The organism is Novosphingobium anseongense (genome assembly GCF_037482895.1).
Lineage (GTDB): Bacteria > Pseudomonadota > Alphaproteobacteria > Sphingomonadales > Sphingomonadaceae > Novosphingobium > Novosphingobium anseongense.
Genome location: NZ_JBBHJZ010000001.1, coordinates 743,431 through 762,753, shown reverse-complemented (window position 1 = coordinate 762,753; position 19,323 = coordinate 743,431). Strand labels below are relative to the sequence as shown.

Sequence of the window (19,323 nt, the reverse complement as noted above, 5' to 3'; positions counted from 1 at the left end):
GGTGTGATCAGCCCACCTTGCCGACGTAGGTTCGCTCGTAGACGTCCACGATGATCCGCGTGCCGCTGCCGATGTGCGGCGGCACCATCACACGCACGCCGTTGTCGAGCACGGCGGGCTTGTAGCTCGAAGAAGCGGTCTGGCCCTTCACCACGGCGTCGGCCTCGACGATCGTGGCTTCGACCTGGTCGGGCAACTGCACCGAGATCGGGCGCTCTTCCCACATTTCGAGCAGCACTTCCATGCCGTCCTGGAGGAAGGCCGCGGCATCGCCGAGCAGGTCCGACGGCAGGGTGATCTGGTCGTAGGTGTCCTTGTCCATGAACACGAGGTCGTCGCCCTCGGCATAGAGGTACTGGAAGTCCTTGGTGTCGAGGCGCACGCGCTCGACCGTGTCGGCGCTGCGGAAGCGGACATTGGTCTTGCGGCCGTCGATCAGGTTCTTCATCTCGACCTGCATGAAGGCGCCGCCCTTGCCGGGCTGGGTGTGCTGCGTCTTGGCAACCTTCCAGATGCCCTTTTCGTATTCCAGGATGTTGCCGGGACGAATGTCGACGCCGCTGATCTTCATGGGAGTGCCTCTGATGCGAAAGAGCGAAAGGGGGGCGTGGTCCGCCCCCTCGGAAAAGCGGCCCCTTAGCGTGCGCCCTGCGATATGGCAATCACGCTGCGACGGTGGTAGCGCTCGCGGCATGAAACGCGCGCTTCCCGTTCTCGCTCTCACCTTTCTCGCCACGCCCGCACTGGCTGTTCCGGGGGGAGAGATCGGCTCCCTGCAACTGGGCCGCTATACCTGCGAACTGCCCGGCGACGCGCTCGGTCCGCGCGGCGAGGTCCGGCCGGACGAGGATTTCGCGATCATCTTCGGCTCGCGATACGAGGCGAATGACGTGCGCGGCACCTACCTGCTGACCGGAGATCAGATCGTCTTCACCAGCGGCCCGCGCAAAGGCGAGCGCTATCACCGCATTACCCAAGGCTTCCTGCGTCGCCAGAATGCCGACGGCAGCGACGGCGACTTGCGCTGCGTGGTCGCCAACCGCACCAACACCTTCCCCGACATTCCCGGCGCGCAGTGAGCCGAGGGCGCGCATAAAATTACGACAGGTCTGTCGTAAAACCTCTTGACCTCACCCGGTCTCGGCGTGCCAATGCACGTCGATCGAAGGAGGATGGGATGGATCTGGGACTGACGGGCAAGGTCGCCATCGTGACCGCGGCGACGGCGAACATCGGCCGTGGCATCGCACTCGAATTGGCAGCCGAAGGCGCCAGGGTCGTGGTCGTCGGCCGCGATGCCGAAGCCGGGGCGCGCACCGTGGCAGCGGCCAAGGCTCGTGGCGCGCAGGACGCGGTGTTCGTCGCGGCCGATCTGCTCGACAAGGCCGCGCCGCAACGCATCGTCACGGCAGCCGAGGAACTCGGGCCGGTCGAGATCCTGGTGAACAATGTCGGCGGCAACGTCGATCAGGGCTTCTTCGTCGACTCCGATCCCGACAAGTGGGCGGGCGACATCGATCTCAACTTCGGGACGGTGCTGCGGATGACCCACGCGGTCCTGCCCGGCATGATCGCGCGCAAGCGCGGTGCCATCGTCAATGTCGGCTCGACCGCAGGGCTCGTCGGCGACTACATGCTGCCGGTCTACTCCGCCGCCAAGGGCGCGGTGCACAGCTTCACCGTGGTCCTGGCGAAAGAGGTCGGCCAGCACGGGATCCGCGTCAATGCGATCGCGCCCTACGCGACCTTCGCCACGGATCCGGCCGCCTTCAGCAAGGGCAGTCGCTTCAATCCTGAAAACGGGTTGTTCGCCAAAGGCCTGGCCAGCGTAAGTGAGGAGGATCGCGCGATCCGCCAGCGGCGTACCTTCGTCGGCCGGCCTTTCGCCACGCCCGAGGAAATGTCCGCGGTGGTCGCGCTGCTCGCCTCCGACCGTGCGAGCTTCGTCACCGGCCAGGTCTGGCCGGTCGACGGCGGTTCGCTGATGTAGCATCACGAAAAAAGGGAGAGAAACGATGGCGATAGACGAAACCGCACTGCAACACCTGCTCGACAAGGACGCGATCCGCGATCTCGTGCTCCACTATTCGCGCGCGATCGATCGCAAGGACGTGGAACTGCTGCGCGACCTCTACACCGAGGATGCAACCGACACGCATGGCACCAGCTTCGACGGTCCGGCGGACAAATATTGCGACTTCATCGCCGCCGCCCTCCCCTACATGAACTACTCGGGCCACCACGTCTGCAATCACCTGCTCAGCGTCGAGGGGGACGAGGGCAACGGCGAGGTTTATGCCATCGCCATCCACTATATCCCCGACCAGAAGAACCCCGGCGCGATGATCGAGGATTTCATGGCCGTGCGCTACATCGACAACTACCGTCGCTGCGCCGACGGCCAATGGCGTTTCGCCAAGCGCGTGGTGACCTACGACCTGCACCTGACGCGCCCATTCGACGGCGATGGCCTGCTCGGCAGCAGCCCGGTCGATCCGAGCTACGACGAGCTCAAGCAACGCTTCTTCCAGCGCGGTCCGCGCGCCTAGAACCGGATTCTCTCGGGCCGGGACGGAGCGCGATCGGCCGATTCTTGACGTCATGACGACTCCGCGCCGGCTCGGTTCATCGCAAGTTGCGCTCGCACGACCCGCACCGCGACCATGGTTGCGGGCAGCGTTCATCTGCCCGCAAGGTTGCGCTGAACACGCAGGTTCCAGTGCGATCACACGCCGCACAAAGAAGCCAGATTGGAGAGGGTTCTGACAGCTGAACACACCACCGAGAGGATGGCAGTCGGACGAGAAGCTGCGCTCACGCAGGCCCCCACTGGCCGAGTTTGAAGGAGCACCACTATGACCGTCATGTCCAAGACCCCGAAACTTCTCTTCGCCGCCACCCTGCTCGCCGGCACGGCCTCTGCCGTCATCGCCCAGCCCGCGAGCCCGCCCGAGGCCGAGCTCACCGCGACGGTGACCGACGACGCCGCCCCCGCCCAGATGACCAAGGGCCCCGACATCGAGGGCTTCATCTCGGCACGCAGCGATAACCGCATCCAGGTCACCAGCGCTGGCGGCACCAACACCGTCGTCACCGTCACCGACACCACCCGCATCAAGTCGAGCGGCGGCTTCCTGGGCATGGCCAGCAACAAGCTTGCCGCGGATTCGCTGCTCAACGGCTTGCCCGTGAGCATCAAGACGCTGCAGGGCGGCGGCAGCCTTGTCGCGAGCCAGATCTCGCTCAAGAACAAGGACCTCAAGACCGCGGCGATGATCCGCAACGGCACCGACCAGCGCTTCGCCGAGCAGACCGCAGCGACCGAGGCTCTGCGCGGCCGCATGGCGGACATCGACCAGTACAACATCAAGGCCACCACCAACGTCAACTTCGACACCGGCAAGGCCTTGCTGTCCGACCAGGCGAAGAACGATCTCTGCGCCGCGGCCACCCAGGCCGAGGGCCAAAAGAACGCGATGCTGCTGGTCGTCGGCTATACCGACTCGACGGGTAGCGAGGAGATCAACCAGGAGCTCAGCGAGAAGCGGGCGGGTCGCGTGGTGAACTATCTTCAGCAGGTCTGCGGCTGGAAGCCCTACCGCATGCTGACCCCCACGGGCATGGCGACGGCCGATCCGCTGGCGGACAACACGACCACCGAAGGCAAGGCGCAGAACCGCCGCGTCGCGGTGAACGTCCTCGTCAGCAAGGCTGCCGAAGGTCTCTAGGACGTTCGGGGTGGGCTTAGGCTCACCCCGTCCCCTTCAGGCGAACAGGTCTGCGTAGTCGGCGCGCAGGGCCGCCTTCTGCACCTTGCCCATGGCGTTGCGCGGCAGCGCCGCGACCACGATGACCCGGCGTGGCTGCTTGAACCGGGCAAGCTGACCCTCGAGCGCGGTGCGGATCTCGTCCTCGGTCACCTCCGCACCCTTCTGTGGCACGACCACGGCGACGACGCCCTCGCCCATGTCGGGATGCGGCACGCCGATCACGGCGCTCTCGTCGACGCCGGGCAGCGCGTCGATCGCCTCCTCGATCTCCTTGGGATAGATGTTGAGCCCGCCGGCAATGATCAGGTCCTTGGCGCGGCCGACCAGCGTGATCCTGCCGTCCGGCTCTTGCGTGGCGACGTCGCCGGTGATGAAGAAGCCGTCGTCGCGAATTTCCTGCGCGGTCTTCTCGGGCATGCGCCAATAGCCGGCGAAGACGTTGGGCCCGCGTACTTCGAGCACGCCCGGACCTTCGACCGCCAGTTCGCCCCCATGGCCATCGGCGTCGCCGCGCAGGCGGACCTCGACGCCGGGCAACGGATAGCCAACCGTACCGGCGACACGCTCGCCGCCCTGGTAGGGGTTCGAGGTGATCATGCCCGTCTCGGTCATGCCATAGCGTTCGAGGATGCGCTGCCCGGTCTTGGCCTCGAAGCGCTGGTGCGCTTCGGCGAGCAACGGCGCCGAGCCCGACAGGAACAGACGCATGTTGCCCGCGATCGCCGGGGTCAGCTCGGGTGCGGCGGTCAGGCGCGTGTAATGCGTCGGCACGCCCATCAGCACCGAACCGCGCGCGAAGTCGGCGATCACCGCCGCGGGATCGAAGCCGCGGTGGAACAGCACGGTCGCCCCCGCGAGCAGCGCACCGTGCAGCGCCACGAACAGGCCGTGGACGTGGTAGATCGGCAGGATGTGGATCAGCACGTCGTCGGCGTGCCAGCCCCACAGGTCCTTGAGCGTCAGCGCATTGCTGAGCAGGTTCGCATGGGTCAGCATCGCGCCCTTCGAACGCCCGGTGGTACCCGAGGTGTAGAGGATCGCGGCGAGATCCTCCGCCTTGCGCAGCGCGACCGGGACGGGATCGGCCGGCAGATCGTCGAGCAGGCTGCCGGTGCCGTCGGTGCCCAGCGTGACCAGCCTGCCCGTGGTCATGAGGTCACGCACGGCCGCTTCGTCGGCGGGCCGGCAGACCACCACCGCCGGCTCGGCATCGCCGAGGAAATAGGCGAGTTCGGCCGCAGTATAGGCGGTGTTGAGCGGCACGAAGACCATGCCGAGCCGCTCGGCCGCGAGATAGAGCAGCACGTTCTCGGGCGACTTGTCGACCTGCACGACGATCCGCTCGCCTGCGGTTCCGCCCAGCGCCTGCAGACGCGCCGCGAGCCGCCCGGTGCGCGCATCGAGATCGGCGAAGGCGAGAACCGTCGCACCGTTCTCGACGAGGAAGGGCTTGTCGCCGGCCTGTTCGGCCACGGCGAGGAAATGCGCGAAGATGTTGGCGTTGTCGGTCATGCCCGCTCGGTCGCGCGGATGGACAGGCGATGCAAGCGGCAATCGATCCTTCCCTGAAAGGGGAGGTGGCAGCCCGCAGGGCTGACGGAGGGGGGGCCAGTCTCGGAGAGGGTGACACCCCTCCACCACGCGCTTCGCGCGCGGTCCCCCTCCCCTTTCAGGGGAGGAATTGCCCGACCAGTTCCTCCGAGTGCTCCCAAAGCGCCCGTGCGGTCTCGGGATCGGCGACGCTCGCATCGTAGCCCGCCCAGGCATGGGTCTCGGGTCCCACCGGCAGCGCTTCGCCGCAATCCTCGAGCACCAGCCCGCCGCGGCCTTCGAGCCCCGCCGCCGTCGCCGCCCAGACCGAAGTCGCTGCAGCCTGGCCCGCGGTCTTCATTCGCGGATCGAGCGAGCCGTCCTCGTGGATGAAGCCGATCTTGCGCTTGAGCGCCTCGCCGTGGAAGCGCTGCAGCCCGGTCAGCGACGAGCCCGGCAGCACGGCATTGGCGAAGATGCCCCCGCCCCGCCAGCGCCGCGTCGCTTCCTGCGCGAAGAGGATGTTGGCGCTCTTGCTCTCGGCATAGGCGGCGCCGTCGAAATGCTCGCGGCTCTGCCACTGCAGGTCGTCGAGGCGCACCGGCATGCCTTGGTGCGCGGCCGAACTGACCACGACGATCCGCGCGCCGCGCCCAAGGTCATTGGCCGCCATCTGCGGCTTCAGCAGATGCGCGAGGTGAAAATGGCCGAGATGGTTGGTCGCGAAGCGGACGTCGAGGCCGTTGGCCAGATGCTTGTCGGGCGTCTTCGACACGCCGGCGTTGCAAATCAGGACGTCGACCGGCGCGGTGATCTGCGCCGCGAAATCCGCCACCGAAGCGAGGTCGGAGAGGTCGAGCTGGAGCAACCTCACGCTTCCGCTAACACCGCCCAGCGCCTCCTCTCCCTTTGCGACATCGCGCACGCCCAGCACGAGATCCGCGCCTGCCGAACCGAGCGCTCGCGCGGTCTCGACACCGATGCCGGAGCTCGCGCCGGTGATCACCACCTGCCGGCCGGTCAGGTCGATCCCGCGAACGACCTCTGCGGCCTCGGTGTGGAAGCCGAACATCAGTCCTTGCCGAGCGGCACTTCGTAGCGGTCGGTGTAGAAGCGGAAGGTTTCGCGCAGTTCCGCAGTGCTCAGGCCATAGTCGGCGCCGTCGTATTCGTGGCGGCCATGCTTGTCGCGCGGGGTGTTCTCGCGCCAGGCGCGCATTCGCGCCTCGGCCTCGGGCGTGAACTCTTCGCCGAGGAACTCGTAGAGTTTCGCCATGGTCGGGAACGGATCCTTCTGGAACGGAGCGAAGTGGATGTCGAAGAAGCGCTGCTCGTTGCCCGCGTCGCGGAAGGCGATCATCCGCTGCATGCCGAGCAGACCGAACTCCTCGTTGATCTTCCCGAGCCAGAGCTTGTCGGGCGTGTCGGTGTTGGGCTTGTGCATCTCGTAATAGAGATCGGCGACCGAGGGGATGACGTTGGCGACGTCGCGGTGCGTCATGCAATAGCGCGCGTCGGGGAAGACCTTGTCGAGCGCCGTGATGAACATCGAATAGGTCGGGTTCTTGAGCCGCCAGCGCCCGGGGGGACAGCGCCATTGCAGCAGTTTGAGCACGCGCTTGACGTAGCGGAAGGTCGGCTCGAGATCGGCGTCGTGGTGCAGCCACTGCGCGTAGGACGGGATATGGAAGCTCGCCTGGAAGATCTGCGAGACGAAGTTGTAGCCCATCGTGAGCTGGTCTTCGGTCGGCGAGGTCGAGGTGCTCGGCAGCATCTGTTTCATCCGCGGCGTCATCTCGTCGCGGCGCTTCATCTGCTCGTCCATCAGCGCGATGCGCGGATCGGTATCGTAGGTCGCGGTCTCGGGCGGCGGGCACGGGTTCATGCATTCCCAATTGCGCATGACGCGCACCGCCGGGTCCTCACCGAGCAGGCAATGCAGCGCGGTGGAGCCCGTGCGCGGCAGGCCGAGGACCATCAGCGGCGCGACGATCTCCTGCTCGTCGATTTCGGGATGGCGCGCATACCAGTCTTCGACCTCTAGCCGTTTCATCAGCAGCATGACGATCTGGCCGTCGAACATCCGGCGGCCGGCGTCGTTGAGCCGTGCCTCGCCGTCGCCCGAGGCGATCAGTCGTTCCAACCCCTCGCGGAAGCTGTCGTCGCCGAAATTGTCGAGGCCGGTCGCGCCGCGCGCGGCGTCCAGCAAATCCGATATTCTGCTCATCACTCTCCCTCTGGGCTGTCGGCCCTCAAAGGCTCTGGATCGCAGGCTAGGATAGTGGCAGCTATCTCCGCAAGCGCGAGGCGCATCGCGGGAGGGATGAAGATGGCGACGACGATCAAGGTAGGCCTGCTCAACGACATGGGCGACGGCCCCGACGCGCCGGGCGACGTTACCGACTGGCTGCGGCGCGAGGTGGAAGTCGTGCAGGCTGCGGGGCGGCTCGATGCCGAGGTCGAATTCGTCCATGCCTATGGGCTCGGGCTGCCTGCTGGCACGGCGGCGGCGGTTGAGCGTGCTTTCCTGGAACTCGTCCGGCAGGACGTGGCGCTGATCGTCGGCCCGGCGATCGGCGACAATGCCCTCGCCGCCACGCCCTGGGTCGAGCAGGCGCGCGTGCCGACGATCAATTGGGCCGGCGCCGAGCGTGGCCGCGGCGAATGGATGTTCCATCTCCAGGTCGGGTCGCACGAGGACGAATCGCTGGTGATGGCGCGGCATCTCAAGGCGATCGGCGCGGATCGGGTCGGCGTGGTCTACGACCAGTCGCCGATCGGCACGCGACATCTTAAGTATCTCGAGGACGAGGCGCGGATCATCGGGCTGGACCTGGTCGCGGCGGAATCGATCTCGCCGCTGTCGGAGGACGCGTCGGCGGCGGTCGAACGCGTGCTGGCGTCACAGCCGCAAGGCTTCGTCTACCTTGGACTCGGCCTGTCGGCGCCGGCCGTGGCGCGGCCGCTGAGCGCCAGCGGCTGGCAGGGACCGCGGATCATGAACACCGCGGGCCTGCGCGGCTACCACGGCGCGTTCGCCCAGGCCTGCGACGGCTGGATCTACATCGACATGCATTCGGATTCGAACCGCACGCTCGATGCCCTGCGCGCGCGGATGGGCGTCGATGCGAAGCAGGCGGTCTGGGCCGCCAAGGGCTACGATCTCGGTCGGCTCGTCGCCGAAGGCCTCGCCCGCGCCGAGGACTTCAGCCGCGAGGGCGTGAAAGTGGGCCTCGAACAGATCAAGTGGCTGCCTGCGGCCGAGGGTGCGGACGGCACCCTGCTCGGCTTCGGTATCCAGGACCGCGGCGCGCTGCACGGGCGCTACCTGGTGCTGCGGCAGTGGGTGAACGGCGAGACGATCGAGGTCGGCTGACTAGCCGGGAAAGGTCTCGAACCGCGGCAGGGCTTCGAGCCCCTCATCCCAGTCCGCGCGATCGGCGACGAAGATGTGCGCGTTGGGGCGGATCTCGATAGGATCGTCGAGGCTGCCCGCGGGTACGACGAGCATGCCCACCTCCTCCTGCACGCGCGGCAGCGCCGCACCGCAGGTCGCGCAAAAGCTCTTCTCATGACGCGTGTCGGGCACGCGATAGGTCCGGACCTGCTCCTCGCCCGCCAGCCACTCGAGCTTCGCGCTCGATGAGAACAGGTTGGCGCGGTGCGCCGATCCCGTGTCCTTGCGGCAGCGGCCGCAATGGCAGAGGAAGAAGCTGTCGAACGCGCCGTCGACGCGGAAGCGGACGGCGCCGCATTGGCAGGAACCTTGGGTCATCCGCGGCGTCTAGCCTGCCTGAACGTGCGGGGCCACACCCTCGCTGCCGACGATCACCCGCTGCAGCACGCGCTTGCCGACGCCCTCGACGTTCCCGCGCCTATGCTGGAGCGCGATGTTATCCCAGATCACGATGTCACCCTTGTGCCAGCGGTGCTCGTAGACGTTGGCCGGGGCATAGAGGTGGTCGTAGACCGCGTGCAGCCGATCGCGGCTGTCCTCCCAGCCCATGTCGAGCAGCCGCGCGGTCTGCATCGCATTGACCCAGACACAGGTGCGGCCGTTGTGCGGGTTGCGGTATAGCGCGGGCCTGACGCCGCGCTTCTGCGCGAGCGGATCGCGGACGTCGCAGGTGACCTCGGCGAGCACCGTGTAGTGCGGCGCGATCATCTCCTGCTCGCGGCCATCGAGCACGGCATGAAGATCGTCGGGCAGCTCGATTTCGGCGCGGGCGAAGCGCGTGGACGAGGCGCCGTCGACCACGTCGAGCGCGTGCAGCGACAGCGCGTCGAACGGATGCGCGGTATAGGCCGCGTCCGAATGCCAGTTGAGCTCGGAGGCCGAGGGCCCGCCGCCCTCGTTGGTCATATAGCCGTTCTCGCCCTCGCGCAGCAGGATCGGCCCCAGCAGGCCGCAGACCTCGCGCTGGCGCGCCATGGTCAGCGCCTGGCCACGCGCGATGACGAGACCGTGGGTGTTGAACAGCGTGCGGAATTGCTCGGCCTCGGGTGCCGAAAGCGGCTGCGCGAGGTCGCGTTCGATCTCGACGCCGAAAGGCTCCAGCGCGCGCCAGATCAAGCCGTCGGTCATGTCCTCACCCTCGTTATAACAAGTGAGCACTATCTACCTTGTGCCAAACCGAAGGGCAATCACCCGCCGGCGACGCGCTGGAGCAGTACGACGTCTTCCGCCCCGGCCAGCGAGCGCGTCCAGTCGGGCGCGAACACCCCGTCGACCGCAAAGGCGGCGCGCGCCTCGGCCTGGTCGGCGAAGTCGGGCGCGAGATCGCCAAGCCGGTCGACCAGAGCCAGCAAGGTCGGTGCCTCGATTTCGAGCACACCCTCCCCGCCGAAGAACTCGCGGTCGAACGGCGGCATGACGACGATCCGCAAGCGCTACTCCGCCGCGCGCAGCAGGCCGTAGACGCGGTCGGGGCTGATCGGCAGGTCTTGCATACGGATGCCCGTCGCGCGGCTGACGGCATTACCGACAGCAGCCAGTGGCGGCACGATCGGCACCTCGCCGACGCCCTTGACGCCATAGGGATGCGCGGGGTTCGGCACTTCGACCATGACGGTGTCGATCATCGGCATGTCCGAAGCCACAGGCATGCGATAGTCGAGGAAACCGGCGTTATCGAGCTTGCCCGAACGGTCGTAGACATAGGCCTCGTTGAGCGCCCAACCGATGCCCTGCACCGCCCCGCCCTGCATCTGTCCCTCGACATAGTCGGCATGGATCGCGCGGCCGACGTCCTGGACGACGGTGTAGCGCTTGACCAGGACGTGCCCGGTCTCGCGGTCGACCGCGGTGTCGCAGATGTGGACGCCGAAGCCGGGCAGGAAGTCGTGCGGATCGACCACGGCCTCCGCCGAGATCGGCCCGCCGGTCGTGCTGGTCTTGGCGGCGATCTGCGCCAGGGTCAGGCGCTGGTCGCCGTGGACCGCGGCGCCGTCTTCCCAGGTCACGGCAGCGACGTCGACGCCCCAGGTCCGCGCGGCGCGGTCCTTGAGCTGCTCGATCACGCCTTCGGTCGCCTGGATCACCGCCTTGCCCGTGGCGAAGGTCGTGCGGCTGCCGCCGGTGACCATCGAGAAGCCGATCGACGAGGTATCGGCGATCGTCACGCGCACCTTTTCATAGGCCACGCCCAGCGTCTCGGCCGCCATGATCGCCATCGAGGCGCGGCTGCCGCCGATATCGGGGCTGCCCTCGGTGACGAGCACCGAGCCGTCCTCGCCGAGCTTGACCGAGGCGGTCGAAGGCCCGCCGTAATTGCCCCAGAAGCCGCAGGCGACGCCGCGGCCCTGCCCGGCTTCGACCGGCGCCGACCAGTGCGGATGGGCCTTGGCCGCCTCCAGCGCCTCGGCATAGCCGATCGCGCCGAGCGGCACGCCCGAGGCCGAGGGCTCTCCAGGGTGGACGATGTTCTTGAGCCGCAGGTCGATCGGATCGATGCCGAGCTGGGCGGCGAGTTCGTCCATCGCGCTCTCGACCGCGAAGTTGATCTGCGGCGCGCCCGGCGCGCGATAGGCGTGCATCGTCGGGATGTTGCTGAGCACGTTCCACCCGACGATCGAAGCATTGGGCACGCGATAGTGCCCAACCGCGCCGCCGACGCCCGAATAGACCTCGTTCGCGCCGGGGAAGGCGCCGCCGTGGTACTTGAACTCGATCTCGGTGCCCAGCAGCGTGCCGTCGGCCGCCGCGGCCAGGGTGATGTCGATCACCGCGCCGGGCGCCGGACCGGTCGAGCGAAAGATGTCGGTGCGCTTCATCGTCAGCCGCACCGGACGCCCGGCCTTCTTCGACAGCAGCATGGCGACGGGTTCGAGATAGACCGTGGTCTTGCCGCCGAAACCGCCGCCGATCTCGAGCGGGTGGACGCGGATGTCGGCGATGCCGATCTGGAGGATGCCTGCAGTCATCGCGCGGATCGCGAAATGGCCCTGGCTCGAACACCAGATCTGCGCCTGGCCATCGGCCTGCCACTGCGCGACGCAGGCGTGTGGCTCGATGTAACCCTGGTGGACCGGCTGCAGCGTGAAGCGACCGGTGAAGCTGGCGGCCGCGCCGGCGATCGCCGCCTTGGCATCGCCACGCTCGATCGCAAAGCGCATCGAGGCGTTAGAGGGCTTCGCCGGCTTCTCCGCCAAACCTTGCGTGAACACGTCGTCGTGGAGCACCGGCGCGTCCTGGGCCAGCGCGTCCTCGATGGCGATGACATGCGGCAGGACTTCGTAGTCGACCTCGATCAGCTTGAGGGCCGCTTCGGCGATCGCCTGGCTGGTCGCGGCGACCGCGGCCACGGCCTGGCCTTCGTAGTAGACCTTGCCGATCGCCATGCACTTCTGCGCGACCCAGCGCAGGTTCGAGGCGCTCTCGGCACCGGCGACGAGCTTGTCCGCCGCCTGCGGGAAGTCCTGACCGGTGACGACGGCCTTCACGCCCGCAAGCGCCTCGGCCTTCTTCGTATCGATACCCCGAATATGCGCGTGCGGATGCGGGCTGCGCAGCACCGCGCCCTGGAGCATTCCCGGCGCGACGAAATCGGGGCTGTAGATCGCCTTGCCGGTAACCTTCTCGACCCCGTCGGGGCGCACCGGGCGCGTGCCGACGAGACGGAACTGCTGCTTGTTCTCGGGCGCGTTCATGCCGCGGTCCTCCTGTCCTGGCGCAGCTCGGCCGCGGCATCCATCACCGCGCGCACGATCTTGTCATAGCCCGTGCAGCGGCAGAGATTGCCCGCGAGCCAATAGCGCACCTCGGTCTCGCTCGGCTCGGGATTGTGGTCGAGCAGGGCCTTGGATGCGACGATGAAGCCTGGCGTGCAGAAACCACACTGGAGCGCACCGTGTTCGAGGAACTGGCGCTGGATCGGATGGAGCTGGCCGCCCTCGGCGACGCCCTCGATCGTGCTGACCTGGCGCCCCTCGGCCTCGGGCGCAAGCACCAGGCACGCGCAGACCATCTTGCCGTCGAGCACGACCGTGCAGGCGCCACAGTCGCCCGAGCCGCAGCCTTCCTTGCTACCGGTCAGGTCCATCTCCTCGCGCAGCGCGTCGAGCAGCGAGGTGTCGGGATCGCAGAGGAACTGCTGCGGATCGCCGTTGACCGTGGTGGATACGAGAAGCTTGTTCATGCCTGACTCCGGCCCTGATTGTTATGGGCCCGTTCGAGGGCGATCCTGACGGTCCGCTTGACCAGCACGCCGGCCATGGCCGTGCGGTATTCTGCGGTGCCGCGCTTGTCGTCGATCGGCTTGCAGGCGGCGCGCACGGCATCGGCCGCCGCTTCCAGCGCCGCGTCGTCGAACCTGGTACCGACGAGCGCCGCACTGGCGGCCTCGACCAGCACCACGGTCGGCGCGACGGCACCGATCGCCACGCGCGCGGAAGTGCAGACGCCGCCGGCATCGAGCACGAGGCTGACCCCGGCGCCGACCACGGCGATGTCCATCTCGGTCCGCGGGATCGAGCGCAGGTAGGCATCGCCGCCGAGCTGCGCCGGCAGACGGATCTCGAACACGACTTCACCGGGCGCGAGCGAGGTCCTGCCGGGGCTCGCGGGAATGGCTTCGACGGGCACTTCGCGTTCACCGTTCGGCCCGGCAACGAGGCAGGTCGCGCCTGCCGCGACGAGCGCGGGCACGCTGTCGGCCGCGGGCGAGGCGTTGCAGAGATTGCCTGCCATGGTCGCGCGGTTGCGCACCTGGACCGAGCCGATCAGGTTCGCCGCCTCGACCACGCCGGGCCAGGCCGCGGCCAGCGCCGCATCGTCCTTGAGAGCAGTGCAGGCCGTCGCCGCGCCGATGGCGAAACCGCCGCCGGGCAGCGCGCGGATGCCCGAAAGGCCGGCGATACGCTTGAGATCGACGATCGCGCTGGGCGCGTTGCGGCCCGATCGCATCTGCACGATCAGGTCGGTGCCCCCGGCAAGCGGTCGCGCGCCGGCGTCACCCGCCAGCAGCGCCACCGCCTGCTCTATCGTCTCTGGGGCGTGATAGGCTGGCGACGACATTGAGACTCCCTCTGGTTTTGGGGTCCGAGTGTCGTCGTCCTGCCCGACTAGTCAATGCCGGAATGCGGCAGTCCCTTGCCCGATCGTCTCAGGCTGTCACGTAGCCGCCGTTGAGCGGATAGGTCTGCCCCGTGATCCACGAGGCCGCGTTCGAGCACAGGTAGGTCACCAGGGTGGCGACGTCCTGCGAGCGACCGTAGCGGCGGACGATGTAGTTCGAGAGCTGCTTCTTGGCGTGATCGCTCTTCTCGAACTCCTCGAGCTGTTCCTGCGGCATGTCGGGCATCAGCGACGACAGCGACACCGCGTTGCAGGTGATGCCGTGACGGCCGACTTCCTTGGCGATCGAACGGACGAAGCCGTTGGCCCCGGCCTTGGCCGCGGCATAGACCGCGAGCTTCGGCTCGCCGGTGCGGCCAGAATCCGAGACGATCGTGACGATCCGGCCCTTCTTGGCCTCGACCATCGCCGGGATGATCGCGTGGCAGCAGTTGAGCACGCCGTAGAGATTGGTGCCGAGATAGCGCGGCCAGGCCTCGGGATCTTCCTCCCAGAAGTTCAGCGTCGGACGCAGCGAGCCGCCGGGACCCGCCATGCCTGCATTGTTGACCAGCACGGTGATCGGGCCGAGTTCAGCCGTCGCCTTGGCCACGGCGGCGCGTACGGCTTCGAGATCGGAAACGTCGAAGGGCACGGCCACGGCCGGCACGCCGGTCGCGCGGATTTCCGCGGCCACGGCCTCGGCGCGTTCGGCGACGAAATCGTTCACCGCGACGCCGCCGCAATTGTGCCGCGCCAGCTCCAGCGCGATCGCGCGACCCGCGTTCTGACCTGCGCCCGTCACCAGGGCCACCTGGCCGCCCAGATCGATCATGTCCTCTCCACTCATAGTCTATCCTCCATTTACAGCCCGATTAGATAGTGCTTACCATCTAGGCAAGCGAGTCCCACATCGCCGAGAGGATGCTTCCATGACGACACAAATCGGCCCGCTGTCGCAGTACCTCCAACCGCTGGAGGACGCTGTCAACGAGATCGCCAACACCTGGCGTCCCGACGATCCCGAATATCGCGCTGACGTCTACCGCCAGATCATGATGCAGCTGTCCTACGGCTACTTCGCCTTCTTCCACGCCGATCCCGAGCATCCCGACTGGGCGCCGCTGTGGAACCCGGTCTACACGCTCCAGCCCAATCCCGACGACATCTACCTCTACGCGCCGATCTCCAGCGACTACAGCTACAGGATCAGCGGCGACCGCGTTTCGGTGTTCATGATCACCTTCACCACGGCGCTGAGCTCGGCGGGTCTGCCCTGGGAGAACGATCTCGTCGGCACCTACTACAACGACATCGACAGCGGCGACCTGCAGGTCGAACCCGACGGCACCTTCGAACTGCTGGTCAGCGCCGAGAAGCCGGCGGGCTATACGGGCAACTGGCTGAAGATCGCGCCGGGCGCGCGCGTGCTGATGACGCGCTATCGCAGCTACGACTGGATCAACGAGGTCGATCCGCGCATGTCGATAGAATGCCTCGATCCCAAGGGATTGAAGGCTCGCCTCAGCCCCGAGCAGATCCTCGAGCGGATCGACCATATGGCGCGGATGCCCGTGCGCGCGACCAAGCTGTTCTACGCGATGCAGAACGCGGTGAAGGCCAATGTCGGCGTCAACGTGTTCGAGCCGGCGGTCTACGGCGGCTCGTTCACCCGCCAGGTCTATCTTCCGGCGGTCTACGAGTTCGAGCCCGGCGAGGCGCTGATCGTCGAGACCGACCTGCCGGCGCAGCGCCGCTACTGGAACTGGCAGCTCAACGATCCCTATTTCAACGCCACCGAATACGTCTACCGCCTGTCGAGCACCAACGGCCACTTCGCCCACGTCGCCTCGGACGGGCGGTTCTATGCCGTGATCGCGCAGGAGGACCCGGGCGTGCCGAACTGGCTCGACGCGGCGGGCTTCTACCAGGGCACGATCTACGGCCGCTGGTACGATTGCGACAGCCACCCGGTGCCGACGATGAAGCGCGTCAAGGTCTCCGAGATCCGCGACCACCTGCCCGCCGACACGCCTGTTGTCACGCCCGAGGAACGGGCCGAGGAACTGAGGCAAAGAGTCAGGGCCTGCCAACGTCGGAGGCGCTGGTGATGCTCGAAGGCTTCGATCTCAGCGGCCGCGTGGCCGTGGTCACCGGCGGCGGCACGGGCATCGGCGGCGCGACCGCGCGCCTGCTGGCCGAGCGCGGCGCTGACGTGGTCCTCGCGGGGCGGCGCATCGAGACGCTGGAAGCGATGGCCGAAGCGATCCGTGCGGATACCGGCCGGCGCGTGCTGAGCGTCGCGACCGACGTGCGCAAGCCCGATGCCTGCAAGGCGCTGATCGAGGCGGCAGTGGCCGAGTACGGCCGGCTTGACGTGCTCATCAACAATGCCGGCGGTGCACACGGCCATGTCGGGCTCCACCGCATGGACCTTGCCAAATGGGACCGCGACATCCAGCTCAACCTCAGCGCCGCGCAATATTGCGCGCAAGCGGCCTTTCCGCATCTGCGGCGCAGAAAGGGCTGCGTGGTCAACGTCTCGTCGATGGCCGGGGTCAACGGCACCCAGGGCGTTGGCGCCTATTCGGCGGCCAAGGCCGGGTTGCAGATGCTGACCAAGGTCATGTCGGCCGAATGGGGACCCAGCGGCATCCGCGTCAACTGCGTCGCGCCGGGCATGACCGCGACCGAGGCGGCCGAACTCGGCTGGGACAAGCGCGGATTCGACGCCGCCGCAGTGGCCAAGTCGGCCTTCTCGCTCGGGCGCTACGGCACGATGCGCGAGGTCGCCCAGGCGATCGTGTTCTTCGCCAGCGACGCCGCGTCCTACATCACCGGCGAGACCTTGGCTGTGGGTGGCGGTGCCAAGCTCGGCGGGATGATCAACTTCGAAGACGACGAGGAACTGGGGACCCTGCTGACGAAGGCGTGAGGCGCAGAGGCTGGGTTGAACGGAACAGTGCGAGGGGCGCTCGGCAGCCCCCCTCGCCTTCCCATCAAAAATCGAACTTCAGGCTCACCCCATAGGTCCGCGGCGGCGCGTATTCGCTGTGGTCGCCGGTCGTGCCGCCGACGCCGGTCTGGTAGTAGCGCGCGTCGAACATGTTGTTGCCCCAGAGCTCGATGCCCCAGTTCTTGTTCGGCCGCAGCTCGAACGACAGGTTCACCACGTCGTAGGCGCCCTGCGTCAGGCGGTTGTCGGCCTCGAAGAAGATCCGGCTGGAGTGGTTCCACAGCGCGTTGAAGATCACTTCGGCATCGTTGCCCAGGTTCTTGCGCCAGTTGAGGCTTATCGTCGAGGCGAAGGTCGGCGAGAGCGGCGTCTTGTTGCCCGTGGCATCGCCGAAGCAGTTGATGCCGCCACCCGTCGCCGGGCCGGTCGACTGGCCCGCCGGACGCGCGCGTCCGGCCGGTTGACCGGTCGTGCAGACCGCCGGGCTCTGATAGGTGAATTGCGCGCCGGGGAAGTCGGTAAAACGCGAATTCAAATAGGTGCCCGAGAAGTTGAGCGTCAGTCCCTCGGTCGGCGCGATCGTCAGTTCGCCTTCGAGACCGTCGACCTTCACCGTCGCGGCGTTGAGCAGCAGGGTACGCCCCGGCGAAGGCTGTGCACGGATCTGGTAGTCGTCGATCTTGTAGTGGAAGCCCGCGAGGTTGAGGCGGACCAGGTTGTCGAACAACTGCGACTTGAGGCCGACCTCGAAGGCATCGATCGTCTGCGGACCCACGGCAGGATCGAGCGGGCTGCCCGTCGCCGCGAAGATACCCGACTTGAAGCCGCGGTTGTACGAGGCATAGACGTTGATCTTGTCGCCGAGGTCCTGGCGCAACGCCACGCGATAGGTGACCTTGCCCGTCGACAGCTCCTGCTGCGGCGGTGCCACCGTGACCACCCCGGTCTGGATGGCGGTGACCGTCCCGCGATAGGTGCGCTCGTCCTTGGTGTAGCGCACACCGGCGATCAGGTGCGTGGTCGGGGTGATGTCATAGCCCGCCTCGCCGAAGGCCGCATAGGAATTGGTCTTCATCTCGGCGCGCGTCGACGTGCCGTTGTTGAGCCCCCCGAAGGCCAAGCCGCGCAGGGTGAAGCCGTCGACGTTGGCCTTGGCGTGGTAGTAGAACACGCCGAGTTGCCAGTTGAACGGCGTCGTCGAGGCCGAGGCCAGGCGCAGTTCCTGCTGGAACGTGTTCACCCGCGACGGCACATAGGCGATCACCAGGCGCGACGAGGTGTAGTCGGCGTCGAACGAGGACTGGACCTTGACCCCGCGGCGCGCGGTGATCGAGGTCAGTGTCGCGAAATCGAATTCGTGCTCGACCGTCAGCGAGCCTCCGAAGGTCTGGATATCGGCATAGCCGTTGTCGAGCGTGTTGAGGTTGTACTCGCCCGGGAAGCGATAGCCGCCGGTGCCGACACTACCCTTGGTCAGGTAGAACCCGTTCACGTAGTCGTTGTAGTCCTTGTAGTAATCGCCCGAGAGGACGATCTTGGTCGCGTCGCCCGGACGCCAGACCAGCTTCGAGCGCGCGCCCCAGTACCACCCCTTGCCGATGTCGTTGCCGGTGGCGAGATTGGTGCCGAAGCCGTCGTTCTGATCCTTGCCGGTCAGCGCCACGTCGAAGCTCAGGTTCTCGCCCACCGGCGTCGCCGCGTAGAGCTGGCCCTGCAGGGTGTTGTAGTTGCCGTAACCGACCTTGCCCTGGACCGTTGCCTCGTTGCCCGGCTCGCGCGTTATGATGTTGACGAGGCCGCCCGACGAGTTGCGTCCGAACAGCGTGCCTTGCGGGCCCTTGAGAACCTCGATGCGCTGGATGTTGTTGAACTTGGTACCGGCCGAGGTCAGATCACCCAGATATACGCCATCAACGTAGAAGGCGTTTGCGCCCTCCTCGCCGACGTTGCCGCTGGTGTTGCCGACACCGCGCATGAAGAAGATGTTCGAGGGCCCCGACGAGGTCACCTGGACGCTGGGGACGATCTGGCTGATCGAGGTCGTCCCGCCGACGCCGACGGCCTGCAAGGTCTCGTTGCTGATCGCCGTGACCGAGATTGGCACGTCCTGCAGGTTTTCCTCGCGCCGCTGCGCGGTGACGACGATGTCTCCGACGCCGGTGCTTTCGACCGTCGCGGTCTCCTGCGCCAAGGCCTGCGTCGAAACCCCGGTCAGGGCCGTGGTGATGCAAAGCGCGAGAAGCGTGCTCGCGACGTGTCGCCGATTGGCATGCCCGCCCATATCCAAATCCCCCATGTGTTTTATTGGGGGGGATGCTCAGCGAGCCGGCCGGTCGTGTCAAATGAGGCTGAAACGCTGTTCAAGCGTTCAGTTGTTCCGGTTTTCCAATATCTTACAGACGCTTAAAGGAACCGACCGGGGCCATTTTTGACATTGCGGTTCCGACACGGACAAATGCCGTTGCTGCGGGCAATGGACCGCAACGCGGCGAGACGGCGACTTGTGATATTCGC

At 66.9% G+C, this 19,323-nt stretch carries 19 protein-coding genes; 7 read left to right on the top strand and 12 right to left on the bottom strand.

Annotated features, from left to right (window positions below; all coding sequences use genetic code 11):
- Nucleotides 1–7: 7 nt before the first annotated feature.
- The gene (gene efp, locus WG901_RS03680) at nucleotides 8–571 is read right to left on the bottom strand and encodes an elongation factor P (RefSeq protein WP_339585653.1); all 564 of its coding nucleotides are present in this window, start codon (nucleotides 569–571) and stop codon (nucleotides 8–10) included.
- Between the two features lie 121 nt (nucleotides 572–692).
- On the opposite strand from efp, the gene WG901_RS03675 reads away from it, so the two are divergent.
- The 4 genes from WG901_RS03675 (at nucleotide 693) to WG901_RS03660 (ending at nucleotide 3,728) form a co-directional block, all read left to right on the top strand.
- Nucleotides 693–1,079 carry a hypothetical protein gene (locus WG901_RS03675; RefSeq protein ID WP_339585652.1) on the top strand — a complete coding sequence of 129 codons (387 nt, stop codon included), beginning with the start codon at nucleotides 693–695 and terminating at the stop codon, nucleotides 1,077–1,079.
- 98 nt (nucleotides 1,080–1,177) lie between these two features.
- A complete protein-coding gene (locus WG901_RS03670) occupies nucleotides 1,178–1,990 on the top strand; it encodes an SDR family NAD(P)-dependent oxidoreductase (RefSeq protein WP_339585651.1) in 813 nt (270 codons plus the stop codon).
- Nucleotides 1,991–2,015: 25 nt separating this feature from the next.
- Nucleotides 2,016–2,549, top strand: a complete 534-nt coding sequence (locus WG901_RS03665) for a nuclear transport factor 2 family protein (RefSeq protein ID WP_339585650.1) — start codon at nucleotides 2,016–2,018, stop codon at nucleotides 2,547–2,549.
- A 306-nt stretch (nucleotides 2,550–2,855) separates the two neighbouring features.
- Nucleotides 2,856–3,728, top strand: coding sequence for an OmpA family protein (locus WG901_RS03660; protein WP_339585649.1), 873 nt, complete (start codon nucleotides 2,856–2,858; stop codon nucleotides 3,726–3,728).
- Between the two features lie 36 nt (nucleotides 3,729–3,764).
- Here WG901_RS03660 and WG901_RS03655 read toward each other — a convergent pair whose 3' ends face one another.
- From WG901_RS03655 to WG901_RS03645, 3 genes are all read right to left on the bottom strand, one after another.
- Nucleotides 3,765–5,282 carry an AMP-binding protein gene (locus WG901_RS03655; RefSeq protein ID WP_339585648.1) on the bottom strand — a complete coding sequence of 506 codons (1,518 nt, stop codon included), beginning with the start codon at nucleotides 5,280–5,282 and terminating at the stop codon, nucleotides 3,765–3,767.
- A gap of 157 nt (nucleotides 5,283–5,439) precedes the next feature.
- Nucleotides 5,440–6,372: an SDR family NAD(P)-dependent oxidoreductase gene (locus tag WG901_RS03650; protein WP_339585647.1), complete on the bottom strand. Its 933-nt coding sequence runs from the start codon at nucleotides 6,370–6,372 to the stop codon at nucleotides 5,440–5,442.
- The gene (locus WG901_RS03645; protein ID WP_339585646.1) at nucleotides 6,372–7,526 is read right to left on the bottom strand and encodes a sulfotransferase family protein; all 1,155 of its coding nucleotides are present in this window, start codon (nucleotides 7,524–7,526) and stop codon (nucleotides 6,372–6,374) included. Before WG901_RS03645 ends, WG901_RS03650 begins: the two co-directional genes overlap by 1 nt.
- Nucleotides 7,527–7,628: 102 nt before the next feature.
- Here WG901_RS03645 and WG901_RS03640 point away from each other — a divergent pair, with 102 nt between their 5' ends.
- A complete protein-coding gene (locus tag WG901_RS03640) occupies nucleotides 7,629–8,675 on the top strand; it encodes an ABC transporter substrate-binding protein (protein WP_339585645.1) in 1,047 nt (348 codons plus the stop codon).
- Here WG901_RS03640 and WG901_RS03635 read toward each other — a convergent pair whose 3' ends face one another.
- The 7 genes from WG901_RS03635 to WG901_RS03605 form a co-directional block, all read right to left on the bottom strand.
- Nucleotides 8,676–9,074 (bottom strand): GFA family protein, encoded by a 399-nt coding sequence (locus tag WG901_RS03635; RefSeq protein ID WP_339585644.1) that lies wholly within the window; start codon nucleotides 9,072–9,074, stop codon nucleotides 8,676–8,678.
- 9 nt (nucleotides 9,075–9,083) lie between these two features.
- Nucleotides 9,084–9,884 carry a TauD/TfdA dioxygenase family protein gene (locus WG901_RS03630; RefSeq protein ID WP_339585643.1) on the bottom strand — a complete coding sequence of 267 codons (801 nt, stop codon included), beginning with the start codon at nucleotides 9,882–9,884 and terminating at the stop codon, nucleotides 9,084–9,086.
- Nucleotides 9,885–9,943: 59 nt separating this feature from the next.
- On the bottom strand, nucleotides 9,944–10,186 hold the full coding sequence (locus tag WG901_RS03625; RefSeq protein ID WP_339585642.1) for a hypothetical protein: 243 nt from the start codon (nucleotides 10,184–10,186) through the stop codon (nucleotides 9,944–9,946).
- Nucleotides 10,187–10,189: 3 nt separating this feature from the next.
- Entirely contained in the window at nucleotides 10,190–12,448 is a 2,259-nt protein-coding gene (locus WG901_RS03620) for a xanthine dehydrogenase family protein molybdopterin-binding subunit (protein ID WP_339585641.1), read from the bottom strand.
- Nucleotides 12,445–12,936, bottom strand: a complete 492-nt coding sequence (locus WG901_RS03615) for a (2Fe-2S)-binding protein (RefSeq protein ID WP_339585640.1) — start codon at nucleotides 12,934–12,936, stop codon at nucleotides 12,445–12,447. Before WG901_RS03615 ends, WG901_RS03620 begins: the two co-directional genes overlap by 4 nt.
- The gene (locus WG901_RS03610; RefSeq protein ID WP_339585639.1) at nucleotides 12,933–13,814 is read right to left on the bottom strand and encodes an FAD binding domain-containing protein; all 882 of its coding nucleotides are present in this window, start codon (nucleotides 13,812–13,814) and stop codon (nucleotides 12,933–12,935) included. The genes WG901_RS03615 and WG901_RS03610 overlap by 4 nt, the downstream gene beginning before the upstream one ends.
- Before the next feature lie 88 nt (nucleotides 13,815–13,902).
- A complete protein-coding gene (locus WG901_RS03605) occupies nucleotides 13,903–14,688 on the bottom strand; it encodes an SDR family NAD(P)-dependent oxidoreductase (RefSeq protein WP_339585638.1) in 786 nt (261 codons plus the stop codon).
- 97 nt (nucleotides 14,689–14,785) lie between these two features.
- On the opposite strand from WG901_RS03605, the gene WG901_RS03600 reads away from it, so the two are divergent.
- Both WG901_RS03600 and WG901_RS03595 read left to right on the top strand, forming a co-directional pair.
- A complete protein-coding gene (locus tag WG901_RS03600; protein ID WP_339585637.1) occupies nucleotides 14,786–15,964 on the top strand; it encodes a DUF1214 domain-containing protein in 1,179 nt (392 codons plus the stop codon).
- Complete coding sequence (locus tag WG901_RS03595) at nucleotides 15,964–16,788, top strand: SDR family NAD(P)-dependent oxidoreductase (protein ID WP_339585636.1); 825 nt, start codon at nucleotides 15,964–15,966, stop codon at nucleotides 16,786–16,788. Before WG901_RS03600 ends, WG901_RS03595 begins: the two co-directional genes overlap by 1 nt.
- A gap of 64 nt (nucleotides 16,789–16,852) precedes the next feature.
- On the opposite strand, the gene WG901_RS03590 is transcribed toward WG901_RS03595, so the two are convergent.
- Nucleotides 16,853–19,105 carry a TonB-dependent receptor gene (locus WG901_RS03590; RefSeq protein WP_339585635.1) on the bottom strand — a complete coding sequence of 751 codons (2,253 nt, stop codon included), beginning with the start codon at nucleotides 19,103–19,105 and terminating at the stop codon, nucleotides 16,853–16,855.
- Nucleotides 19,106–19,323 lie beyond the last annotated feature (218 nt).

Bases quoted from the DNA above. Each gene is read 5' to 3' on its own strand.
- efp (WP_339585653.1), bottom strand. From the start codon at position 571: ATGAAGATCAGCGGCGTCGACATTCGTCCCGGCAACATCCTGGAATAC.
- WG901_RS03675 (WP_339585652.1), top strand. From the start codon at position 693: ATGAAACGCGCGCTTCCCGTTCTCGCTCTCACCTTTCTCGCCACGCCC.
- WG901_RS03670 (WP_339585651.1), top strand. From the start codon at position 1,178: ATGGATCTGGGACTGACGGGCAAGGTCGCCATCGTGACCGCGGCGACG.
- WG901_RS03665 (WP_339585650.1), top strand. From the start codon at position 2,016: ATGGCGATAGACGAAACCGCACTGCAACACCTGCTCGACAAGGACGCG.
- WG901_RS03660 (WP_339585649.1), top strand. From the start codon at position 2,856: ATGACCGTCATGTCCAAGACCCCGAAACTTCTCTTCGCCGCCACCCTG.
- WG901_RS03655 (WP_339585648.1), bottom strand. From the start codon at position 5,282: ATGACCGACAACGCCAACATCTTCGCGCATTTCCTCGCCGTGGCCGAA.
- WG901_RS03650 (WP_339585647.1), bottom strand. From the start codon at position 6,372: ATGTTCGGCTTCCACACCGAGGCCGCAGAGGTCGTTCGCGGGATCGAC.
- WG901_RS03645 (WP_339585646.1), bottom strand. From the start codon at position 7,526: ATGAGCAGAATATCGGATTTGCTGGACGCCGCGCGCGGCGCGACCGGC.
- WG901_RS03640 (WP_339585645.1), top strand. From the start codon at position 7,629: ATGGCGACGACGATCAAGGTAGGCCTGCTCAACGACATGGGCGACGGC.
- WG901_RS03635 (WP_339585644.1), bottom strand. From the start codon at position 9,074: ATGACCCAAGGTTCCTGCCAATGCGGCGCCGTCCGCTTCCGCGTCGAC.
- WG901_RS03630 (WP_339585643.1), bottom strand. From the start codon at position 9,884: ATGACCGACGGCTTGATCTGGCGCGCGCTGGAGCCTTTCGGCGTCGAG.
- WG901_RS03620 (WP_339585641.1), bottom strand. From the start codon at position 12,448: ATGAACGCGCCCGAGAACAAGCAGCAGTTCCGTCTCGTCGGCACGCGC.
- WG901_RS03615 (WP_339585640.1), bottom strand. From the start codon at position 12,936: ATGAACAAGCTTCTCGTATCCACCACGGTCAACGGCGATCCGCAGCAG.
- WG901_RS03610 (WP_339585639.1), bottom strand. From the start codon at position 13,814: ATGTCGTCGCCAGCCTATCACGCCCCAGAGACGATAGAGCAGGCGGTG.
- WG901_RS03605 (WP_339585638.1), bottom strand. From the start codon at position 14,688: ATGATCGATCTGGGCGGCCAGGTGGCCCTGGTGACGGGCGCAGGTCAG.
- WG901_RS03600 (WP_339585637.1), top strand. From the start codon at position 14,786: ATGACGACACAAATCGGCCCGCTGTCGCAGTACCTCCAACCGCTGGAG.
- WG901_RS03595 (WP_339585636.1), top strand. From the start codon at position 15,964: ATGCTCGAAGGCTTCGATCTCAGCGGCCGCGTGGCCGTGGTCACCGGC.
- WG901_RS03590 (WP_339585635.1), bottom strand. From the start codon at position 19,105: ATGGGGGATTTGGATATGGGCGGGCATGCCAATCGGCGACACGTCGCG.